This is a genomic window from Pseudomonas sp. OV226, assembly GCF_003148705.1.
Taxonomy (GTDB): Bacteria; Pseudomonadota; Gammaproteobacteria; order Pseudomonadales; family Pseudomonadaceae; genus Aquipseudomonas.
This window is the reverse complement of record NZ_QGGS01000017.1, coordinates 44,396-63,267: the sequence shown is the minus strand read 5'-3', so window position 1 is coordinate 63,267 and position 18,872 is coordinate 44,396. Positions and strand designations below refer to the sequence as shown.

Here is an 18,872-nt window from a genome sequence, read left to right as displayed (position 1 = left end):
GCTTGCCGGCGATGGCAATCTCAAGGACGCCATCGCCGGCAAGCCGTGCTCCTACAGGGTTTTCGTGCTCCCATTGATTTATTAAATTGCACACAATTCAATTGCTCGCTATGTTTGTCTCAATCTATCCCATACAGAGTCAGAAACCATGAGCGACAACCTGCTGAACATCCCTTGCACCACCATCAAGGGTGAACAAAAGACCCTGGCTGATTTCGCCGGTAAAGCAGTGCTGGTGGTCAATACGGCGAGCAAGTGCGGCTTCACTCCGCAATACAAAGGGCTGGAAGAGTTATGGCAAACCTACAAGGACCAGGGGCTGGTCGTCCTTGGTTTTCCGTGCAACCAGTTCCGTAAACAGGAGCCAGGCAACGAAGAGGCGATTTCCGAATTTTGTGAGTTGAACTTTGGTGTCAGCTTCCCGCTGTTCAAGAAGATTGAAGTCAACGGTGCAGGCGCCCATCCGTTGTTCGTTCAACTGAAAAAACGTGCTCCGGGGGTGCTGGGTTCGCAGGGCATCAAGTGGAACTTCACCAAGTTCCTGATCGGCAAGGACGGTCAGTTGGTCAAGCGCTTTGCTCCGGCGACCAAACCGCAGGACTTGAGCCGCGAGATTGAAGCTCTGCTCAAATGAACAGCGTGTCAGTTGATTCGTTGAAGCTGGACAGCCAGCTCTGCTTCAAGCTGTACGCCGCGTCCCGGGCGGTGATCCGGGCCTACAAGCCGATGCTCGATCAGCTCGGCCTGACTTACCCGCAATACCTGGCCATGCTGGTGTTGTGGGAATGGCAGGAGGCCGCCCCCGAGCAACCGACGGTCAAGGCGCTGGGCGAGCGTCTGGCGCTGGATTCCGGCACCTTGACGCCGTTACTCAAACGTCTTGAGCAACTGCAACTGGTGCAGCGTCAACGTTCGGCCCGCGATGAGCGAGAGGTGCACCTGAGTCTGTCGCCTTCTGGCAAGGCATTGCGTGATCAAGTCGGCCCACTCAAGGCGAGCCTGCTGTGTGACAGCGGAGTGGATCTGGACCGCCTGAATGATCTGCGCGAGGGGCTTGACCATTTGCTGGGGCAGATCAAAGCGCTGTCGTAGTGGGAATCCACAAATCGAGCAGGGCGGCCAGCTCTTCGCGGCGGAAGGGTTTGGCCAGGTAGTCGCTCATGCCCGCCGCACGGCAGCGTTCGCGTTCTTCGGACATGGCGTTGGCGGTCAGCGCGACGATGGGCAATTGTGGCCAGCGTCCGCTGTGGCGAATTTGCCGGCTGGCTTCGTAGCCATCCATCACCGGCATGTTGCAGTCCATCAACACCAGATCGAAATCGCTGTATTCAAGCTGATCCAGCGCTTCGGCGCCGTGAGCGGCGACGATGACCTCGCAGCCGAGTTTTCCGAGCATGCCCTTGGCCACTAATTGATTGACCGGGTTGTCCTCGACCAGCAACACGCGCCCGCGCCGCTGATGGGGAAGGGCTTCGGTGCGCGCTCCGTTGATTGTCGTGGTTTGCGCAAACAAAACCCGTTGCAAGGCCTGGTATAGCGCATTGCGCGCCAGCGGACGTGCCTGTTGCTGCAGCGGCGCGAGGGCGCTCACCTGTTCGCTGGGCATGAAGTTGCCATAAGCGGTCACCAGCAGAATCGGCGCGGCAAGGGTAGGGCGCAGGCCAAACAGGCATTCGGGGCAGTCGGTGATCAGTACATCAGGCTCAAGCCCTAGTAACGAGTCATCAATGGAGCGCTGTTGATAGTCGAGCCCCCAGGCGGGTAACAGGGCTTTCAGCAGTTCAGCCAGACCGCTGCTGGCGGCGGTGATCGCAATGACCTTCCCGGGCAGCGGTGCCGGAGATACGGCGCGGGTGTGGACGGGCAGCGGCAGGTCGGCGCAGAACTGGCTACCGAAACCGGCTTCCGAGCTGATGGTCAGACGTCCCTGCATGGCTTCGCAGAGGTTATAGGTGAGGGCCAGGCCCAGTCCCGTACCGCCGAACTGTCGGGTAATACCTGCGCCTGCCTGGGTAAACGGCTGGAAGATCTTGACCTGGGCATCGTGGGCGATCCCGATACCGGTGTCGCAGACTTCGATTCTGACGCCGTCTTCGAACGTGGACAGGCGTAAATCGACCCGACCGAAGCGGGTGAACTTGAGCGCGTTGGACAACAGATTGCTGACGATCTGCCGCACGCGAGTCGGGTCCCCCAATACCAGCGCCGGAAATTGCGGCTCGATCAGGCATGTCAGCTCTACACTGGGCGCCGCATTTTGAGACAGCAGGTTGGCGGTGTCTTCGACCAGCGCGCCAAGGTCGAACGGAATGTGTTCGAGTTCCAGCTGACCGGCATCGAACTTGGACAGGTCGAGAATATCGTTGAGCAGTTCCACCAGCACTTTGCCCGAGTCATGGGCAATCGACAGTTGTTGCTGTTGCTCGGCCGTAAGTGGACCGTCCAGCGACAACGCGATCATCCCCAACAGGCCGTTAAGGGGGGTGCGAATTTCATGGCTCATGTTGGCCAGAAATACCGAGCGTGCTTCTGCCATCTCGATGGCGGTGGTGCGAGCGGTTTCCAGTTCCTGATTGGATTGGCTGAGCCGGGCATTGATCGCCTTGAGTTCCGCTGTGCGTGCCGAGACGATGTTTTCGAGTTGACTGAGGTAGTCGGTCAGGCGGTTTTCGGCGTTGCGTCGTTGCTGGATTTCGGTGGCGATGTTTTCGAATTGTTGGTTGGCGACTTTGACCAACACACCGATTTCGTCGTGTTCATGCCCCGCCGGGTATTCCAGCCAGGTCGGCTGCGCGCTACGCGGATCGCGGCCACTGAGTTCGCGAATGACCCGCACCAAGGGCTTGGTCAGCATCACGTAGAACAGCGCCAGAAGAATGCCTGTCAGGATCAGGCTTCGCGCAAAACCGTTGAGTAGCGTCACCTCGGCCCGACGCAGGAAGCGGCTGCCGAAGGCATAGGTATCGACTTCAAGTTGCAAGGTCCCAAGGGATTCGTCAGGCAGATGATCGAGAAAGAGGCGGTCTTCGAACTGCCGGTTGGCCCCAAACAGGAAGTCGCTGATCACTCGATAACCGCTTTGCAGACCCGGGCGCTTGACGCTGGCGAGCACGACATTGTTGTTGTCGGTCAGTTTCGCGCCGATGATTGCCGGCGAGCGCATCAGGCCCATGGCTAGTTCCTGGGCGAGTTCGGCGTCGATGTTGTAGGCGATGCGTGAGGCTGGGTTGTGGCTGATTTCCAGCAAAGACAATATTTCGCGGTTGATGGAGGCGTCTTCGCTGGCATAATCGATGCCTATTTGCAGCAGGCTGAGCAGCGTGCCCAGAATGAAACCGACCAGCACAGTCAGCCGGGCTTGCTTGTATGACAGCCGGTGGGTGAATTTGATATCCATGGGGTGTTGAACCACTTCCGTTTCCTTTCGCTGCTCAAGCATAGTCGATCATGCATGGATTCCGATGTTCTCGCGAACCCCTGAGCCTGGGATGAACCGGGCACCGAACGCTGTGTAGTCGTCGCTGTATCGCCATCATTACTGTGAACGTGCCCGAGGAGAAGACGTGGACGCCCGATTGAATGCTTTTCTTGAACGCGCCGATGCCGTCCTGGCCCGTATCGAACCGCTGTTGCCGGCCCACCGGCAAGCCATCGACTGGAATCAGTGCCTGGCGGCGCGCTGGCAACGAGAGGGGCGCAGCGGTTTTCTGTTGCCGCTGCACGTCAGCCTCGACATGCGCCTGTCCGACCTGATCGGCGTGGATCGTCAATTGGAGCAGTTGGGTCGAAATACCCAACAGTTCCTCGACGGCATGCCGGCCAACCACGCCTTGCTCTGGGGCTCGCGCGGCACCGGTAAATCGTCGCTGGTGCGTGCCTTGCTGGCCGAGCACGCCAACGCCGGCCTGCGCCTGATCGAGATCGAGCGCGATCACTTGGCCGACTTGCCGCGAGTGGTCGAGCAGATCGCCAAGTTGCCGCAGCGCTTTGTGCTGTTCTGCGATGACCTGTCGTTTGAGTCGGGTGAGGGCGACTATCGCGTGCTCAAGAGTGTACTCGACGGTTCCCTCGAGCAAGCGCCGGACAACGTTTTGCTGTACGCCACTTCCAACCGTCGCCATTTGGTACCGGAGAAGGAAAGTGATAACGAAAACTGGAAGCGCGTCGACGGCGAACTGCACCCCAGCGAGGCAGTGGAAGACAAGATCGCGTTGTCGGACCGCTTCGGCTTGTGGTTGTCGTTTTATCCATTTACTCAGGAACATTTCCTCAACGTCGTTGAACACTGGATCGGTCAACTGGCCGGCAAGGCCGGCCTTGAGTGGCAGCGTGACGAAGCACTGGACATCCTCGCGGTGCGTTGGGCCGGCGGCCGAGGCAATCGCAATGGACGTTGCGCTTATCAATTTGCCCGCTATTGGGTCGGGCTCAAGCTGTTGGAGCACAAAGCATGATTGATTTACAGAAGAGCGGCCAAGGGCTGGATGGTTACGGCATGTTGTGGGCGCAGCTGGAATCATTGCTGGCCGATGAGCGTGATTTCATTGCCAATGCGGCACAGTTCTCGGCATTCCTGTTCAACCAGCTCGATGACTTGAACTGGGCCGGTTTCTACCTCAATCGCAATGAAGAACTGGTGCTCGGTCCGTTCCAGGGCCAGATCGCTTGTGTACGCATTCCATTCGGCAGGGGGGTGTGCGGCACAGCAGCGGCAACATTGCAGACCCAGCTTGTTGAAGATGTGCACGCATTTCCCGGTCACATCGCTTGTGACAGTGCGTCGAACAGCGAGTTGGTGGTGCCCTTGGTCAAGGACGGTCGATTGATCGGTGTGCTGGACCTCGACAGCCCGAAGCTTGCGCGTTTTACCGCTGAAGATCAGGCCGGTATCGAACGGTTGGCAGCGATATTCCTGCGCCTGACCGATTGCTGATCACGCTGGCAGGCCTGCCTTGGCCAGCAGGCTTGACGAGTCGACGGCGTCAATCTGCGCCGGATCGAGAAATCGTTTCGCGTACTGCAAATAGATTTGTGAGTTGATGAATAGCCCGAACAGCTCTGGGTCAATGTGGGCGTCACGGCACATGAAGGCCATGATGCCCAGCGCTTCGCTCAGGGTTTTGGCCTTCTTGTAGGGGCGGTCGGCAGCGGTCAGCGCTTCGAAAATATCGGCAATCGCCATCATCCGCGCCGGCAGGCTCATTTCTTCTCGTTTCAATTGTTTTGGATAACCGGTGCCGTCCATTTTCTCGTGATGGCCGCCGGCGATTTCCGCGACGTTGTTGAGGTGCGCGGGGAAGGGCAGGTGGCTGAGCATCAGGATCGTTTGCACCATGTGATGATTGATGATGTAACGCTCCTCGCGCGTCAGCGTGCCTCGGGTAATGCTCAGGTTGTAGAGTTCGCCGCGGTTGTACTTGTAGTGCGGTACATCGAGTTTGAAACCCCATGGGTTATCAGCCGGGATCAGCTCGCTTTCGGCGCGTTCGAACACGTGCTCGGGTTTGTCCGCCAGCAATGGCTCGCTGACCGGTAGCGTCGGCGCCGGAGTACGTGACTGGCGGCGATTCTCCTCCCATGAAACCCCGAGCCGATCATCCAGGGTTCGGGTCCAGGTGCGTTCAGCAATGCTGCGCAAACGTTGCAGGTCGGATTCAGCCATGGCCTCGCCGCCCAGATTGCAGTGGGCGATGAAGGCAAAATCATCATCCAGTTCTGCCAGGCGAGTATCGCGCAATTCGCTAAGCTGGCGTTCGTCGCCGCCCTGGGCGATGGCCTGCCAGTAGTTGACCCAGGCATCGCGCTTGAGCACTTCGAAACGCGTGCGGATTTCGTGGATGCGGTCGTTCAGGGTTTCAAGTTTGGTGGCTTTGTCGACCACGTACTCAGGGGTCGTGACCTTGCCGCAATCGTGTAGCCAGGCGGCAATGTGCAGGGCTTCCCATTCATCTTCCGTGGGCTGATAGCCACTGAAGGCCGGCTCCTGACTGGCGGCGGCAGCCTGAGCGAGCATCAGCGTCAACGCGGGCACCCGCTGACAATGCCCACCGGTGTAAGGACTCTTGGCATCGATGGCGCCAGCCAGCAGTTGAATAAAGGAGTCCAGCAGCTGTTTTTGTCTGGCCTGCAGGCGCTGGCTTTCAATACTCACCGCCGCTGCGCCGGACACTGCCTGGAGAAACGCGATGCGGTCAGGACGAAGCTTTTCCAGGTCGCTTTGTGTGCCGCTGTCGGCCAACAGGAAGATCAGCAGGCCTACGGTTTCGTTATGCCGATTGTGCAACCGGATGCCGATCAGATGAACCCGTGGGCATTCCAGTACGAGCATCACTTTTTGCAGGTCGGCGGCATTTTCGTAGCCCAGGCTAGTGACGACGTTGTCGGCGCTCGACAACTGCTGCATCCACTGAGGGCTCTGTGGGTCATGAAGTTTGTGGCCTTCAATGCCGAACGCCTGCAACGCCTGGGAGGTATCGTTGATCACCAGACCATGAGGCTCCATGCGATCGCCATCCTGTTCGCGCAGGTAGATCAGACCCGCCTGGGCCTGCCCGATTTTCACGGTTTCGAACAACACTCGTTGCAGCAGTGGGGCGAAACGGGTCTCGGCGCTCAAGCTGTCAGTGATCTGGAAAAAGCTCGCCAGGGTGTCCTTCATGCGCGCCATCGACACGCTCAATTGGTCAACTTCAAGTACTGGCGAGCGCCGGCTGACGGGAAAGTTGAAATCGAAACTGCGGATCGCATCGGCTTCCTGCACCAGTGCGCGCAGGGGCTTGACCAGAATCCTCGAGGTAAGCCAACCCAGCGGCAGGCACAACAGCAACGTGGCCAACGTCACCAGCGCCCCTTGCCAGCGCATGCGGTAGGCATCGACGAGCAATTCATCTTCCGGCACCAACAGCGCCAGCTGCAATCCTTCAGGCCCGCCTTCCTGCATGCTGCTGCGGGCCACGATCCATTGGCGACCGGCCGCATCCAGGCGATTACCTTCGGGTGGATGGGTGAGCAAGGCAGCGAGTGCCGGGTTCAAATCGGTCGCCTTGATCAAGCGTGCAGTCTGGTCGTCGACGATCAGCCTGCTGCTATCGGGGTAGGCAACGGCATTGCCCTTGCTATCGAAGAGGACGATCTCGGTATGCGGCGTCACCACATGCTTGGCCAGCGTCGCGGAGAGTTCGGCGAGGGTAAGGTCGGCGCCCATTACCGCGTTCTCGCCACTGCGCAGGGCGAGGGTGGTGCCGACATTGTGGGTGGAGAAAAACACATAAGGTTCGGTCGTGATCTGGCCTTCATCGCGGCGCGCGCTGGTAAACCAGGCGCGAGTGCGCGGATCGTAGGTTTCGTCGGGGTTATCCTGGCGGTTGATGAGGGCCAGCTTCTGATCAAAAAACAGTGACAGGGACCGCGCTTTCTCACCGCTAGCCGGACGCTCAATGCTCCAGACTTGATAGGCCGCCGAGTCCGGGGCATTAGTGAGTGTTCTCAGGGCCGGGGTTCGCAGGGGGCGTACCATGAAAAAGTCGCCATTGCTGTATCCCAGGTACAGCGAGGCCAGGTTGGGATTGCTTTTGAGCGACTGGCTAAAGGGCTTGAGCAGTGCGAGTCGTTGCTCCAGCGCGGGCGCCTCGGTTGCCGGGTTGTCCACCAACAAGCTCAACAGGTGGCGAATCGGTTCATAGGTGCCTTGCAGGTCCAGCCGGACATCCTGCTCGATGCGGTTGAACAGTTTTTCGCTGCTGGACAGGATGATCTGCGTGGTTTGGTGGTAATTAAAAATGCCCAGCACCACGCCCGTGAGCAGCAGCAGGAAAGTAAACATCACGCTGATATGGACGTGCAGCGGAAGCCGTCGTTGATCGGTGCGCAGTGGGCTGGACATTACTGGTCTCTCCGTGATGGTTAACACACTGCTCAGCGCTCAAGCATAGTTAAGGCTCTTTCTTTCTGCTTCGGTCGTTGTGCCCTATTTGTTGCTGCAATGCCTGCTCCAGTTCGAGCATGGTGAGCTCTATCGCCTTGGTGCAATTGGCGACATCTTCGGGGTGGAAAACGTCATGGCAGGCGCTTTCGAGTGCCTCACAACTGTCGATCACTCGACTCGCCTGGACGATGCGGGCCGCGCCCTTGATTTTGTGAGCGACGTCCAGGAACGACTGGCGGTCTTTGCATTGTGATAGCGCCAGCAATTCCTGGCGGTCCAGTCGATTGCTGTTCAGCAGTTCGGACAACAAACGCTGGTCCAGCTTCGGATTGCCGCCGGTCAGCAGTTGCAACCCTTCGAGGCTGAATGCCGGCTCGCGGGCGATCGGTTTGATGCGCTCAATCCAGTGCCTCAACGCCATCAAGCTGAGGGGCTTGAACAGGCAGTCGTCCATTCCGGCCTTTTTGCAGCGCTGTATTTCTTCCGGCTGCGCGTTGGCGGTGAAGCCCAGCAAGGTGCAGGCCGCGCGCGGCTGTTGCCGTTCGTGTTGGCGAATCAGACGGGCCAGTTCATAGCCGTTCATGACAGGCATGTTGCAATCGACAATCACCAGATCGAACCCTCCGTTTTTCCATGCATCCAGCCCGGTCTGGCCATCCGTTTCAGCGCAGTAGTGGTGCCCCAGAAACTCCAGTTGCTGACACATGAGCAAGCGATTGGCCGGGTGATCATCGACCACCAGGACATTCAAGGGGGATGAGGTGGGGGGAACAGGCGCTTCGGCGGTGTTCGTTACCGGCTCGGGCGGCAACGTGGCCATTTGCAGCGAAATCTCGACCTGAGTACCGACACCGGGCTGACTGCGCAATTGCAGGCTGCCACCCATCATCTCGCACAACGTGCGGCTGATCACCAGACCCAGCCCCGCCCCCCCACGAGTCGACTGCGCGCTATGGGTCGCCTGAGCGAAGGGTTCGAACAGGCGCTGTTGATCCTGTTCGCTGATGCCGATTCCGCTGTCCTGAACCTGCAAACGCAACAAAACCCGATCGGTTTCGTCAGTGGCATGCAACTCACTCACAATCCGGACCTGACCTTGTTCGGTAAACTTGATGGCGTTGCTGACCAGATTGGACAGCACCTGCTTGAAGCGCATCGGGTCTAACAGGACGTCGGTTGGCATTTGGGCAGGGTTGAAGTCGAGCAGCAGGCGCAGGTTTTTCTGGCGGGCAAGGCCGTCGAAGATCCTGACCACCGAAGCCATCGTTTCGCCCAGGTTGACGCGTTCCGGGTTCAAACTCAGGTGCCCGGATTCGATTCGCGCAATATCAAGAATGTCCCCGATCAGTTCCAGCAGGTCTCTTGCCGAGTTGTAGGCGACGTCGATGGCGGGTCGGTCTGGATGATTCGCTTCGATACGTTTGAGGGTCAGTTCCAGCATGCCGATGATTGCATTCATCGGGGTGCGAATTTCATGGCTCATGGTCGCCAGGAAGGTGCTTTTGGCCCGGTTCGCTTCATCGGCACGTTCCTTTGCGGCGCGAAGTTCATCGAACAGTTGTCGCCGTTCGCTGATATCGATCCAGCCGCCGATGATGCCCTGCACTTCACCGCTTGAGTCCCGGTAAGGCAAAACCCAGTGATAAATCGTCATCTGGCGATTGCCGATGTGCAGCGTGCGATCGAGAATCAGCGGTATCCCTTCACTCATGACGCGCTGGTAATCCGTCTCGTATTCACGCGCTTCGAAAGCATTGCTCATCTTGCCCTCAATGACGCTTTTGCCGATCACGTCTTCGTATTTCGCACTAAAGGCCTCCAGGTAACTGTCGTTGCAGCTTTGCAGTAACCCCTGCCGATCACGCACGTAGATTGGATGCGGCGTTCCATTGACCAGCGACCGCATGAACTCAAGTTGATCATTCAGCGCGAGCTCGGCCGACTGACGCTGTTTTATCTGACGACGCATGTAAGCGTTCCAGGCAATGGAAATCAGCAGCAGCACGCCTACCCCCAGGACCACCTGATAGAACACCCGGTGATAGCTTTGCCAGGTGTTTTGCGAAGTCGACGCGTAACCCCGCCAGCGGCTGTTGATGATGCCCAACTCTTCCGGGGTAATGCTCAGCAGCGCCTTGTCGAGGATGGCACTCAATTCCTTGGCATCACGCCCGGTCGCCAAAGAGAACGCCGCCTGCTGAGTGCCAAGAGTGGAAGTGATCTGAAGGGTGTCTTCGAAGATTCTGGATGAAACAAAGTAGTTGGCGATCACCAGTGAATTGATCGCACCGTCAGCCTGGCCCTCTGCAACTAGTTGCACCGCACTGAAGGTGTCCGGTGTTTCGATCAGACTGATGTGCGGATACTGATGGCGCAGGTAATCCACCATCGGGTTACCTTGGGCAATCGTCAGGCGCTTGCCTGAAAACTGTGTGAGGTTTGTCGAGCTGCCAGCCCCTTTGCGCGTCAGCAGGACAAAGGAGTTTTCCAGATAGGGACGGCTGAAGTTCAGCAGCGTTTCACGTTGTGTGCTGGGTAGCAGCGCGGCAATCAGGTCGGCCTGATGGTGACTGACTCGCTCGATCATCTCGTCATCGCTTCGAGTTCGATGGATCTCGAAGCGCAGTCCGGTGCGTAACCTGATCAGCTCCAGCAGGTCGGCGGTGACTCCCCGAAAGTTGCCGTCATTATCGAAAAACGTCAGCGGCGCAAACGCTTCATTGACCACTACGCGCACGACCGGATGTTGCGCCAGCCAGCGTTCTTCGCGACCGGTCAGTTGCAGCTTGTGATCGGTGAGAAGAATGTCACTGCCGGCACTCCAGCGCTTGGCGATGTTTTCTCGCTCGCTGGTGGGCGTGGCAATCAGTATCGCGTTGATAATCCCAAGAAGGTCCGGGTTGTTCCTGTGCACGGCAAAACTGAAGCCGTGGACTTCGTGCTTACCGAAGTTCGCCATCCGGATGTTGTTCAGGTAGCCCTTGTTGATCAGGTAATGGGTGGAAATGGTGTCGCCAAGAAAGACATCGGCCTGGTCGAAAGCAACGGCGTTGATTGCATTCTGGTAAGAGGGGTAGGACGTGATGATCGCCTTTGGATACAGGGCTTTGACTTCTTCCATGGGCAAATAGTGGTACACCATGCTCAATCGCAACCCGGCAAGGCCATCGGTCAGGGATCGGGTTTCTCCTTCCCGTGTCACCAGAACAGGTTGATCCGCGGCGTAAGGTGCTGAAAGCACAATATTGGCGTTACGTGCCTCGAATCCGTTGGCACTGCCGAGCATGTCGACTGCGCCGCTTTCCAGTGCCCCGATCGCGTCTTCCCGGGAGGCATAGCGCTGAACCTTGACTGGCAGGCCGGTGGCCTTGCCAAGGATTCCCGCATAATCGGCGGTGAAGCCTTCATAGTCGTTGCCACTTTGCGTCAGGTCGAATGGCGGGTAGTCGGGGGCTGAAGTACCGAGGATCAGTTCACGTTTATTGTTGATCCAGTGTCGTTGTGATGAATCCAGTTGGACTTCCATGTGCCCGACCATTGATCGACTGAGCAAGGTGAAATGTTCGCTGGCGGAATGTGCCGCAGACACTGAGGGGCTCAGACAAAAGCCTGCGGTTATCAGTATTAGATAGTCCTTTAAACGACTGGGCATCCGGTCTCTCACACTAAGGCGTTACGTTTTGCCATATCGATGAGTTCAACCAGTGATTTGGCTTTGAGTTTTTGCATCAGGCGCTTTTTATAGGTGCTGACCGTCTTGTTGCTCAGGAACATGCCCTTGGCAATTTCCTTATTGGTGCGACCTTGTGCAAACAGTTGCAATACCATCAACTCCCGGTCGTTGACCGACTTGAAGAGTTCCAGATCGGCGTATCGCGAGTCATCGCTACGGACAGGGTTCAATGCCTGGCTGGGAAAGTAGTTGTAGCCCGAGAGCACCGCTTTGATTGCACTCACCAGTTCACTGAGGTCTTCCTGTTTGCATACATACCCCGAGGCACCGGATTGCATGCAGCGAATACCGAACAGTGTCGGGCACTGAGCGGTTAACACCAGCGTTTTTAACGGGGTGCACATGGCGTTGAAACGCGAGAGGACTTCCAGTCCATCCAGTTTGGGAATGCTGATGTCGAGAATCACCAGGTCCGGCATGCATTCGCGAACCATCTGCATGGCGTCGACCCCATTATCAGTTTCGCCGACGACTTTATACCCCTCATGTTCGAGCAACATTCGGACGGCAAGACGGATAACGGGGTGATCGTCGACAATAAATACGGAGTTCATAATCAGATCCCATGCGAGCTCAAATAAAGCGCGCACCTTAGCTCAGATAGTTGAGGGGGCGCATGAACTGACAAGCCGATAGCAGTGATATAGGACAAATCCTACAATCAAAGAGGATATGGACTACACCTCAACTAGGTTTTTAATGAAGATCAATGGATATGTTATATGTGTGAGCCGGACTCTAAATCTATAGTTAGTGTATTAAGTGTGTTGGATTAAAGGACTTATAGTGAGGCCAGGGTCAACAGATTTCTAAAATCTGATTGTTGCAATGGTTTTATCAAGTAACCCAGTAAGGGGAGATCATGTTCGTCGGCTGTTTTTTTGAGCTCGTCCAGTTCTCGGGGTGTCAGACTGCTTAGAAGTATCGCTTGCTTGATCATTCCCTGGTGGCTGGCGAACTCGATCAAATCAAGGCCCGGGAGATCCGGCAGGCATTGATCACACAGAAGAATGTCGAAGGGCTGTGAAGACTCGAGCATCCGGCGTAAAGCGCTCGCGGCACTGTCCGAGGCGGTGAGTTGGGTGAAGCCATAACTCTCTAGCAGGCATTGGGTCGCTTTGAGCTGAAAGGGATGATCTTCCACCAGCAAGATGCGCCAATCGTGTTTGAACCTGACATTTTTCATGCTTCATGTGTCGAGCAGAGTGGACGGTGATTATTGCGCCAGCAGGGCAGGCAGTCGATCAGCCAGCGCTGCGCACGATGTAGGGCGATTCTGTTTGCGAGTGAACATCAACCAGCTCTTCAGGCAATCTGAACAGCTGGTCGAGGGGGATTCACCCGCGGCTTGAACGACCGGTCATTTCCAGGGCCATTTCACTGGCGTAGCTGTCGGTCATACCGGCGATGAAGTCGATCATGCGCAAGAAAGACGTATGCAAAGGCCCGCGAGGATCGGGTGCATTGTTCCCCAATAGATCAAGGATGCGACGACTTTTGAACGAGGGCGTTCGACCGTTGTGTTGTTCCAGCGCCGCTCCGCAAAACGCGTTCAGAAGAATTTCCAGCGTGGTGTAGGCGCCGATTTCATGCAGCGTCTTGCGTTTGTCCTGGAAAATCTTTTTTCTGGCCATGTCTTTGGCATTCAAGACGCAACGCTTGGCCGGGCCATGCATGTGCTCCACCAGATCACCGGGCAGTGTGCCGGCCAACAGGGCGTCCTGTTGTTCGACGAAGGCGCGCGCCGCAGCATTGGTCAAGTGTTCGATGGCTTTGCCCCGCAGGATGGCCAGTTTGCGACGCCGCGAATCCAGTGGACCGAGTTGGCGATAGGTTTCCGGAAGGTCGTCGCCCACAAGGTTGAGTAGCAAAGACTCGACTTCGGCGTATTCCAGCAACTCCATTTCCAGACCGTCTTCCAGGTCGATCAGCGCGTAGCAGATGTCATCGGCGGCTTCCATCAGGTACACCAATGGATGGCGCGCCCAGCGCTGCTCTTCCAGTTGTGGCAGGCCGAGTTTGTGAGCGATCTGCTCCAGCAACGGCAGTTCGCTCTGATAACAGCCGAACTTGTGCTTTTTGTAACCCAGTGAGTCCGCGTGCTTCGCCGTCCAGGGATACTTCAGGTACGTACCCAGCGTGGCATACGTCAGCCGCGTGCCACCGTCGAACTGATGGTACTCAAGCTGAGTGAGCACCCGGAAGCCTTGGGCGTTGCCTTCGAAATTGAGGAAATCGTTGCGTTCGACTTCGCTCATGGCATCCAGCCAACCACGGCCTGCGGCCTGCTGGAACCAGTGTCGGATGGCGTCTTCGCCGGAGTGGCCGAAGGGTGGGTTGCCAATGTCATGGGCCAGGCAGGCCGATTGCACCACCATTCCCAGATCGCTCGGGTCGCACCAGTCGGGCAGGGCGTCGCGAATGGTTTCGCCCACACGCATGCCCAGTGAGCGGCCGACGCAGCTGACTTCCAGTGAGTGGGTCAGGCGCGTATGGATATGATCGTTGCTGGTGACCGGATGGACTTGGGTCTTGCGTCCAAGCCTGCGAAAAGCGCCTGAGAAAATAATGCGGTCATGGTCTTTATGGAAAGGGCTGCGGCCGAGTTCTTCCGGGCTGTGCAGAGGTTTTCCGAGGCGTTCGCGGGTAAGCAGGGTTTGCCAATCCAAGGCGGGTCTCTCCGTCAGGTGACTGAGCCCTTAGCTTCCGGGTTCGCGCCGGTGCCTGCAAGTGGAACTGGCGCCCGGCGGCGTCGATGTCGATGGACACACAGGATCGAACCTCTCGATAAAGAGGTTCGTCCCGCGGGTGTTGCAAGCATGCTATTCAGTCTTTACGTGAATTGCTTTGCAGGACCAGTTTGATCAAGGGCGCCAGGCTGGTGCCCAGCCGTACCAGGCGAGTCAGGCTGCTGACGCCACCGCGTCTGGCGCCTTTGCCGGTCAGGAAGCCCAGCAAAGTGACAGCCGCCACGCCCCAGAGCGGAGCATGCTTGATGCCAAAATTCTCCTGCAGGTTTTGCGTCATACCGCGCATCCGCTGCAAGGGCAGCAGCAGTTCCCTGGATTCATGGCGAATTTCCTGACGGTGCATTTCCATGCGCAGGCGAATCAACGCCTTGCGCATTTCCGCGCGCGAGCTGTTATGAGGCAGTTCAGGCAGGCTCATGGCAGCAGACGCTCCCGATCGTTGGCCAATTCTTGCAGGGTGCCATGGAAAGGCGAGGACTCATCGAAGACCGCTGCTTTCAAACGCAGCCCACAGAATATGGCGGCCAAGGTATAGAACACGCAGAGCCCGATGATGGCGGCCAGGCGATAAGTGTCCCAGAACACGATCAACACCAGTGTCGACAACCCCACCAGCAGCAGTAATGCAAAGACCAGCGCCAGGCCCGCAAACAGCAGCAGGCTTACGGTGCGCGCTTTTTGTTCCTGCAACTCGATGCCGAACAGTTCGACATGGCTGTGCAACAGTCCAAGAAAAGCGGCGCCCAGGCGTCGCGATGTAGCGCTTGTGCCCGTCGCAGACGAGCTGGATTCGCCGATAGACATATCAGCGCCGAGAAGCCAGCAGGCCAATCAGGAAGCCCACCCCGGCGGCGATCCCGACCGATTGCCATGGGTTGGCCTGAACATAATCCTCGGTCGCGGTGACCGCTGCCTGGCCGCGCTCTTTCAATGACTCTTCGGTCAACTTCAAGGTTTCCCGGGCACGCAACAGGCTGTCGTGGATCTGGTTACGCAGCTCATCAGCCTGATCACCGGCCAGGGTGGCGGTGTGTTCCAGCAACCGTTCGGTGTCGCTGACCAGAGTCTGAAAATCGTTCATCAGGATTTCTTGAGCAGTCTTTGCCTTGATGCTGGCCATGGGTGGATCTCCGTCTGTGGCTTCTGATGGGTTCGAGTATGAGCCTTGCGCGAAGGTTCATTACAAATGACTGGTACAACTTTTGCTGTGTCGTGGTGCGTTTGCCGGTGCTGATGCGCTGTTGCCGGGCATGATTTCAGTAAAGCCCTGACGCAAACAATCAAAACTCGCGCGAGGGTGACGCTTCTATGCGCCAAAACGGTTCGCAGGGATCAGTGATTCGATCCAGGTGAGCCGCAAACTGGTGCATCGTTTGCCTGCGCGAACTGCTTTGGTGCTTTTTTCAGCCTTAAGGTCTGCCAAACTCCATGGAAAATCTGCAAAGCGCGGTGGACAGTCTGGTCCACAGCTCCAATACATTGTTCATCCTTATCGGCGCAGTCATGGTGTTGGCCATGCACGCCGGTTTCGCCTTTCTTGAGGTTGGCACGGTTCGGCAAAAGAACCAGGTCAACGCCTTGTCGAAGATTCTCAGCGACTTCGCCATTTCGACCCTGGCCTACTTCTTTATAGGCTATTGGATTTCCTATGGCGTTACCTTCCTGCAACCGGCAGCGGTGATCAACGCCGACCATGGTTACGCACTGGTGAAATTCTTCTTTTTGCTGACCTTCGCCGCGGCCATTCCGGCGATCATTTCCGGCGGCATTGCCGAGCGCGCCAGGTTTGTCCCGCAGTTGTGTGCGACAGCGCTGATCGTGGCGTGCATCTACCCCTTCTTTGAAGGCATGATCTGGAATGGCAATTTTGGTTTGCAAGCCTGGTTGCTGGTCCATGTGGGGGCCAGCTTCCATGATTTTGCAGGTTCGGTAGTGGTTCACGCCATGGGCGGCTGGCTGGCGCTCGCGGCGGTGTTGTTGCTCGGGCCAAGACAGGGGCGCTATCGCGACGGTCGTCTGGTGGCGTTTGCGCCGTCGAGCATTCCATTTCTTGCGTTGGGTTCGTGGATCCTGATTGTCGGCTGGTTTGGCTTCAACGTCATGAGCGCTCAGACGCTGCAAGGCGTGAGCGGACTGGTGGCGGTGAATTCGTTGATGGCCATGGTCGGCGGAACCATGGCGGCGCTGATTGTCGGACGCAATGACCCTGGCTTCCTGCATAACGGCCCATTGGCCGGTCTGGTGGCCATTTGCGCTGGCTCCGACCTGATGCACCCGGTGGGTGCGCTGGTGACGGGGGGCATCGCTGGCGCGCTGTTTGTCTGGTGTTTTACCGCGGCGCAGGGCAAATGGCACATCGACGATGTGCTGGGTGTGTGGCCGTTGCACGGTCTGTGTGGTGCGTGGGGTGGCATCGCGTGCGGCATTTTTGGTCAGACCGCGCTGGGCGGTTTGGGTGGGGTGAGCCTGATCAGCCAGTTGATCGGAACCTCTTTGGGTGTGGTCGTGGCGCTGGCCGGTGGCTTTGCCGTGTATGGGACGATCAAGGCGTTTCACGGGCTGCGCTTGAGCCAGGAAGAAGAGTATTACGGCGCGGATTTGTCGGTGCACAAGATTGGCGCCGTCAGTCAGGACTGAATCAGTTCTCTTCATCTACAGCCCCGGGATAGAAACCGTGGAGCATCCGGTAGCGATCGTGCCGTATCTGATCGACTCGTTCCTGTACCTGATGGGCGGGTAGTCCCAGCATGATCAGCGCATGGGAGGCGAGCATCAGGCTGGACTCCAGCAATTCGGGCACGACTTCGTTGGCGCCGGCCTCTTTCAATTCGGCCAGCTGACTGTCGTCCCGGGTGCGGACCAGAATCGGCACACTTGAATTGAGCCGGCGGGCCTCCTTGAGGATCTCCAGCGCGATTTCAGCCTGGTCCACGGCGATCACCAGCAGTTTGGCGCGCGCCAACCCGACGGCCTCCAGCAGTTCGCCGCGTCGGGAGTCTCCGTAATGTACGCAGCTTTCGCTGACGGCCGCTTCTTCGATCCGTACCGAATCGTGGTCCAGCGCAATGTAAGGTTGTTGCTGTTGGCGCAGGCAGCGACCGATGGACTGACCAACGCGACCGTAACCACAAATGACGACATGCTTGTCGAGCTCTGCGTTCAAGGCGCTGATTTCTTCAAGTTTTGCTTCCCTGTTGGACTTGCGGTGCAGGCGCTTGGCAATAGTCGGGGCCGCACGTAGCATCAGTGGCGTGACCAGCATCGAACAGAAGGTGGCGGCCAGCAGCAGGCCGCTAAGTTGTGCGGGAATCAGATCGTTTTGTTGCATTTGCGCCATCAGTGCAAAGCAGAACTCTCCCCCCTGGGCCAGTGCCATGCCGCTGCGCCAGGCGGTTTCGCCATCGCTGCCACGCCATTTGACCAACAGCGCCATCACGATGCCCTTGATCAGCAGTAACCCCAGTGTCATAGCGAGGATCAGCGGGGCGTGACTGGCAAACAAATTCAAGTCGATGAGCATGCCAATGCTGACGAAGAACACCCCGAGCAGAATGTCGCGAAACGGACGGATATCCGCCTCGACCTGGTGTCGGTAATGACTTTCACCCAACAGCATGCCGGCGAGAAACGCGCCCAAGGCCGGGGAAAGGCCCAGCAAGTGAGTCAGCCAGGCGGTCAGCAGAACAATGACCAGCGCCAGCAGTACGAACAGTTCGGGAGAACGGGCAGCAGCGACTTCGTGGAACAACCGTGGCAGCAGCCAGCGACTGACCAGCATCAGACCACCAAACAACACCACGGTTTTTACCAGTGTCAGGGGCAGCGCCCAGTACCAGGCTTGATCGCTGCTGCCGGCGAACACGGGCACCAGGGTCAGCAGCAAGACGGCCACAACGTCCTGGAACAGCAGTACCGCGATGGCATTCTGGCCATGACTGCTGAAAATTTCGCCGAGGCTGCTCAACTCCTTGCTGACAATGGCGGTGGACGACAGCGACAGTCCCGCGCCCAGTAATAAAGCAGGTGTGGTCGGCATCCCGAACATTATCAACAAAACACCCAGCAAGAGTCCGCTGACCAGCACTTGCAAACTGCCAAGACCAAACACCACACGGCGTAATGCGATCATTTTCGTCAAGGAAAACTCGAGACCGAGCGAGAACAGCAGGAACACCACACCGAGCTCGGCAAGGTATGGCAACCCTTCGCTTTCATTCACCCAGTCGAAGGCGGTCGGACCAATCATCAACCCAACGCACAGATAGCCCAGAACCGGTGGCAATCGCAGGCGCTGGAACAGCGCGATGACCACCAGAGAGGAAACGAGGATTATCAAGAGATTGGCAAACACGAATAACTCCGCTGATAGACACTGGCTACTCAAGCGTAGAAGCAAAAAAAACGTGAGCATTGCTTAAATGGCACGAGCGGCGACTGATTTGCATCAGGGTTATACCGCCCGCCC

Annotated in this window: 15 protein-coding genes; 5 read left to right on the top strand and 10 right to left on the bottom strand. The window is 57.6% G+C overall.

Translation table 11 applies throughout. The features are described 5' to 3' along the window. Window positions 1–148 precede the first annotated feature (148 nt). Together C7534_RS22775 and C7534_RS22770 are read left to right on the top strand one after the other, a co-directional pair. A complete protein-coding gene (locus C7534_RS22775) occupies window positions 149–634 on the top strand; it encodes a glutathione peroxidase (protein ID WP_046032403.1) in 486 nt (161 codons plus the stop codon). Beyond that, window positions 631–1,092: a MarR family winged helix-turn-helix transcriptional regulator gene (locus tag C7534_RS22770; RefSeq protein WP_046032402.1), complete on the top strand. Its 462-nt coding sequence runs from the start codon at window positions 631–633 to the stop codon at window positions 1,090–1,092. Before C7534_RS22775 ends, C7534_RS22770 begins: the two co-directional genes overlap by 4 nt. Here the strand turns inward: C7534_RS22770 and C7534_RS22765 are convergent. Then, the gene (locus tag C7534_RS22765) at window positions 1,076–3,397 is read right to left on the bottom strand and encodes a hybrid sensor histidine kinase/response regulator (RefSeq protein WP_109787121.1); all 2,322 of its coding nucleotides are present in this window, start codon (window positions 3,395–3,397) and stop codon (window positions 1,076–1,078) included. The genes C7534_RS22770 and C7534_RS22765 overlap by 17 nt on opposite strands. Window positions 3,398–3,563: 166 nt before the next feature. Here C7534_RS22765 and C7534_RS22760 point away from each other — a divergent pair, with 166 nt between their 5' ends. Both C7534_RS22760 and C7534_RS22755 read left to right on the top strand, forming a co-directional pair. Continuing rightward, the gene (locus C7534_RS22760) at window positions 3,564–4,454 is read left to right on the top strand and encodes an ATP-binding protein (RefSeq protein WP_046032400.1); all 891 of its coding nucleotides are present in this window, start codon (window positions 3,564–3,566) and stop codon (window positions 4,452–4,454) included. Next, entirely contained in the window at window positions 4,451–4,933 is a 483-nt protein-coding gene (locus C7534_RS22755; RefSeq protein ID WP_046032399.1) for a GAF domain-containing protein, read from the top strand. Before C7534_RS22760 ends, C7534_RS22755 begins: the two co-directional genes overlap by 4 nt. Here C7534_RS22755 and C7534_RS22750 read toward each other — a convergent pair whose 3' ends face one another. The 8 genes from C7534_RS22750 to C7534_RS22715 form a co-directional block, all read right to left on the bottom strand. Next, on the bottom strand, window positions 4,934–7,882 hold the full coding sequence (locus tag C7534_RS22750; protein WP_109787120.1) for an HD domain-containing phosphohydrolase: 2,949 nt from the start codon (window positions 7,880–7,882) through the stop codon (window positions 4,934–4,936). 49 nt (window positions 7,883–7,931) lie between these two features. Next, window positions 7,932–11,576 carry a transporter substrate-binding domain-containing protein gene (locus tag C7534_RS22745; protein ID WP_109787119.1) on the bottom strand — a complete coding sequence of 1,215 codons (3,645 nt, stop codon included), beginning with the start codon at window positions 11,574–11,576 and terminating at the stop codon, window positions 7,932–7,934. Between the two features lie 8 nt (window positions 11,577–11,584). Beyond that, window positions 11,585–12,211: a response regulator transcription factor gene (locus tag C7534_RS22740; protein ID WP_046032396.1), complete on the bottom strand. Its 627-nt coding sequence runs from the start codon at window positions 12,209–12,211 to the stop codon at window positions 11,585–11,587. Between the two features lie 227 nt (window positions 12,212–12,438). Continuing rightward, entirely contained in the window at window positions 12,439–12,843 is a 405-nt protein-coding gene (locus C7534_RS22735; RefSeq protein WP_109787118.1) for a response regulator, read from the bottom strand. A 151-nt stretch (window positions 12,844–12,994) separates the two neighbouring features. Beyond that, complete coding sequence (locus C7534_RS22730) at window positions 12,995–14,326, bottom strand: deoxyguanosinetriphosphate triphosphohydrolase (RefSeq protein WP_046032394.1); 1,332 nt, start codon at window positions 14,324–14,326, stop codon at window positions 12,995–12,997. Window positions 14,327–14,483: 157 nt separating this feature from the next. Further along, entirely contained in the window at window positions 14,484–14,825 is a 342-nt protein-coding gene (locus tag C7534_RS22725) for a hypothetical protein (RefSeq protein WP_046032393.1), read from the bottom strand. Then, a complete protein-coding gene (locus tag C7534_RS22720) occupies window positions 14,822–15,211 on the bottom strand; it encodes a phage holin family protein (RefSeq protein ID WP_046032392.1) in 390 nt (129 codons plus the stop codon). Before C7534_RS22720 ends, C7534_RS22725 begins: the two co-directional genes overlap by 4 nt. Window position 15,212: 1 nt before the next feature. After that, the gene (locus C7534_RS22715; protein ID WP_109787117.1) at window positions 15,213–15,527 is read right to left on the bottom strand and encodes a DUF883 family protein; all 315 of its coding nucleotides are present in this window, start codon (window positions 15,525–15,527) and stop codon (window positions 15,213–15,215) included. A 308-nt stretch (window positions 15,528–15,835) separates the two neighbouring features. Here C7534_RS22715 and C7534_RS22710 point away from each other — a divergent pair, with 308 nt between their 5' ends. Beyond that, window positions 15,836–17,044, top strand: a complete 1,209-nt coding sequence (locus C7534_RS22710) for an ammonium transporter (protein ID WP_109787116.1) — start codon at window positions 15,836–15,838, stop codon at window positions 17,042–17,044. A gap of 1 nt (window position 17,045) precedes the next feature. On the opposite strand, the gene C7534_RS22705 is transcribed toward C7534_RS22710, so the two are convergent. Beyond that, window positions 17,046–18,758: a cation:proton antiporter gene (locus C7534_RS22705; RefSeq protein WP_109787115.1), complete on the bottom strand. Its 1,713-nt coding sequence runs from the start codon at window positions 18,756–18,758 to the stop codon at window positions 17,046–17,048. Between the last annotated feature and the right edge of the window lie 114 nt (window positions 18,759–18,872).

Coding starts and splice junctions, on each gene's coding strand:
- C7534_RS22770 (WP_046032402.1), top strand. CDS start 631: ATGAACAGCGTGTCAGTTGATTCGTTGAAGCTGGACAGCCAGCTCTGC.
- C7534_RS22775 (WP_046032403.1), top strand. CDS start 149: ATGAGCGACAACCTGCTGAACATCCCTTGCACCACCATCAAGGGTGAA.
- C7534_RS22765 (WP_109787121.1), bottom strand. CDS start 3,397: ATGGATATCAAATTCACCCACCGGCTGTCATACAAGCAAGCCCGGCTG.
- C7534_RS22755 (WP_046032399.1), top strand. CDS start 4,451: ATGATTGATTTACAGAAGAGCGGCCAAGGGCTGGATGGTTACGGCATG.
- C7534_RS22710 (WP_109787116.1), top strand. CDS start 15,836: ATGGAAAATCTGCAAAGCGCGGTGGACAGTCTGGTCCACAGCTCCAAT.
- C7534_RS22745 (WP_109787119.1), bottom strand. CDS start 11,576: ATGCCCAGTCGTTTAAAGGACTATCTAATACTGATAACCGCAGGCTTT.
- C7534_RS22740 (WP_046032396.1), bottom strand. CDS start 12,211: ATGAACTCCGTATTTATTGTCGACGATCACCCCGTTATCCGTCTTGCC.
- C7534_RS22720 (WP_046032392.1), bottom strand. CDS start 15,211: ATGTCTATCGGCGAATCCAGCTCGTCTGCGACGGGCACAAGCGCTACA.
- C7534_RS22735 (WP_109787118.1), bottom strand. CDS start 12,843: ATGAAAAATGTCAGGTTCAAACACGATTGGCGCATCTTGCTGGTGGAA.
- C7534_RS22750 (WP_109787120.1), bottom strand. CDS start 7,882: ATGTCCAGCCCACTGCGCACCGATCAACGACGGCTTCCGCTGCACGTC.
- C7534_RS22715 (WP_109787117.1), bottom strand. CDS start 15,527: ATGGCCAGCATCAAGGCAAAGACTGCTCAAGAAATCCTGATGAACGAT.
- C7534_RS22725 (WP_046032393.1), bottom strand. CDS start 14,825: ATGAGCCTGCCTGAACTGCCTCATAACAGCTCGCGCGCGGAAATGCGC.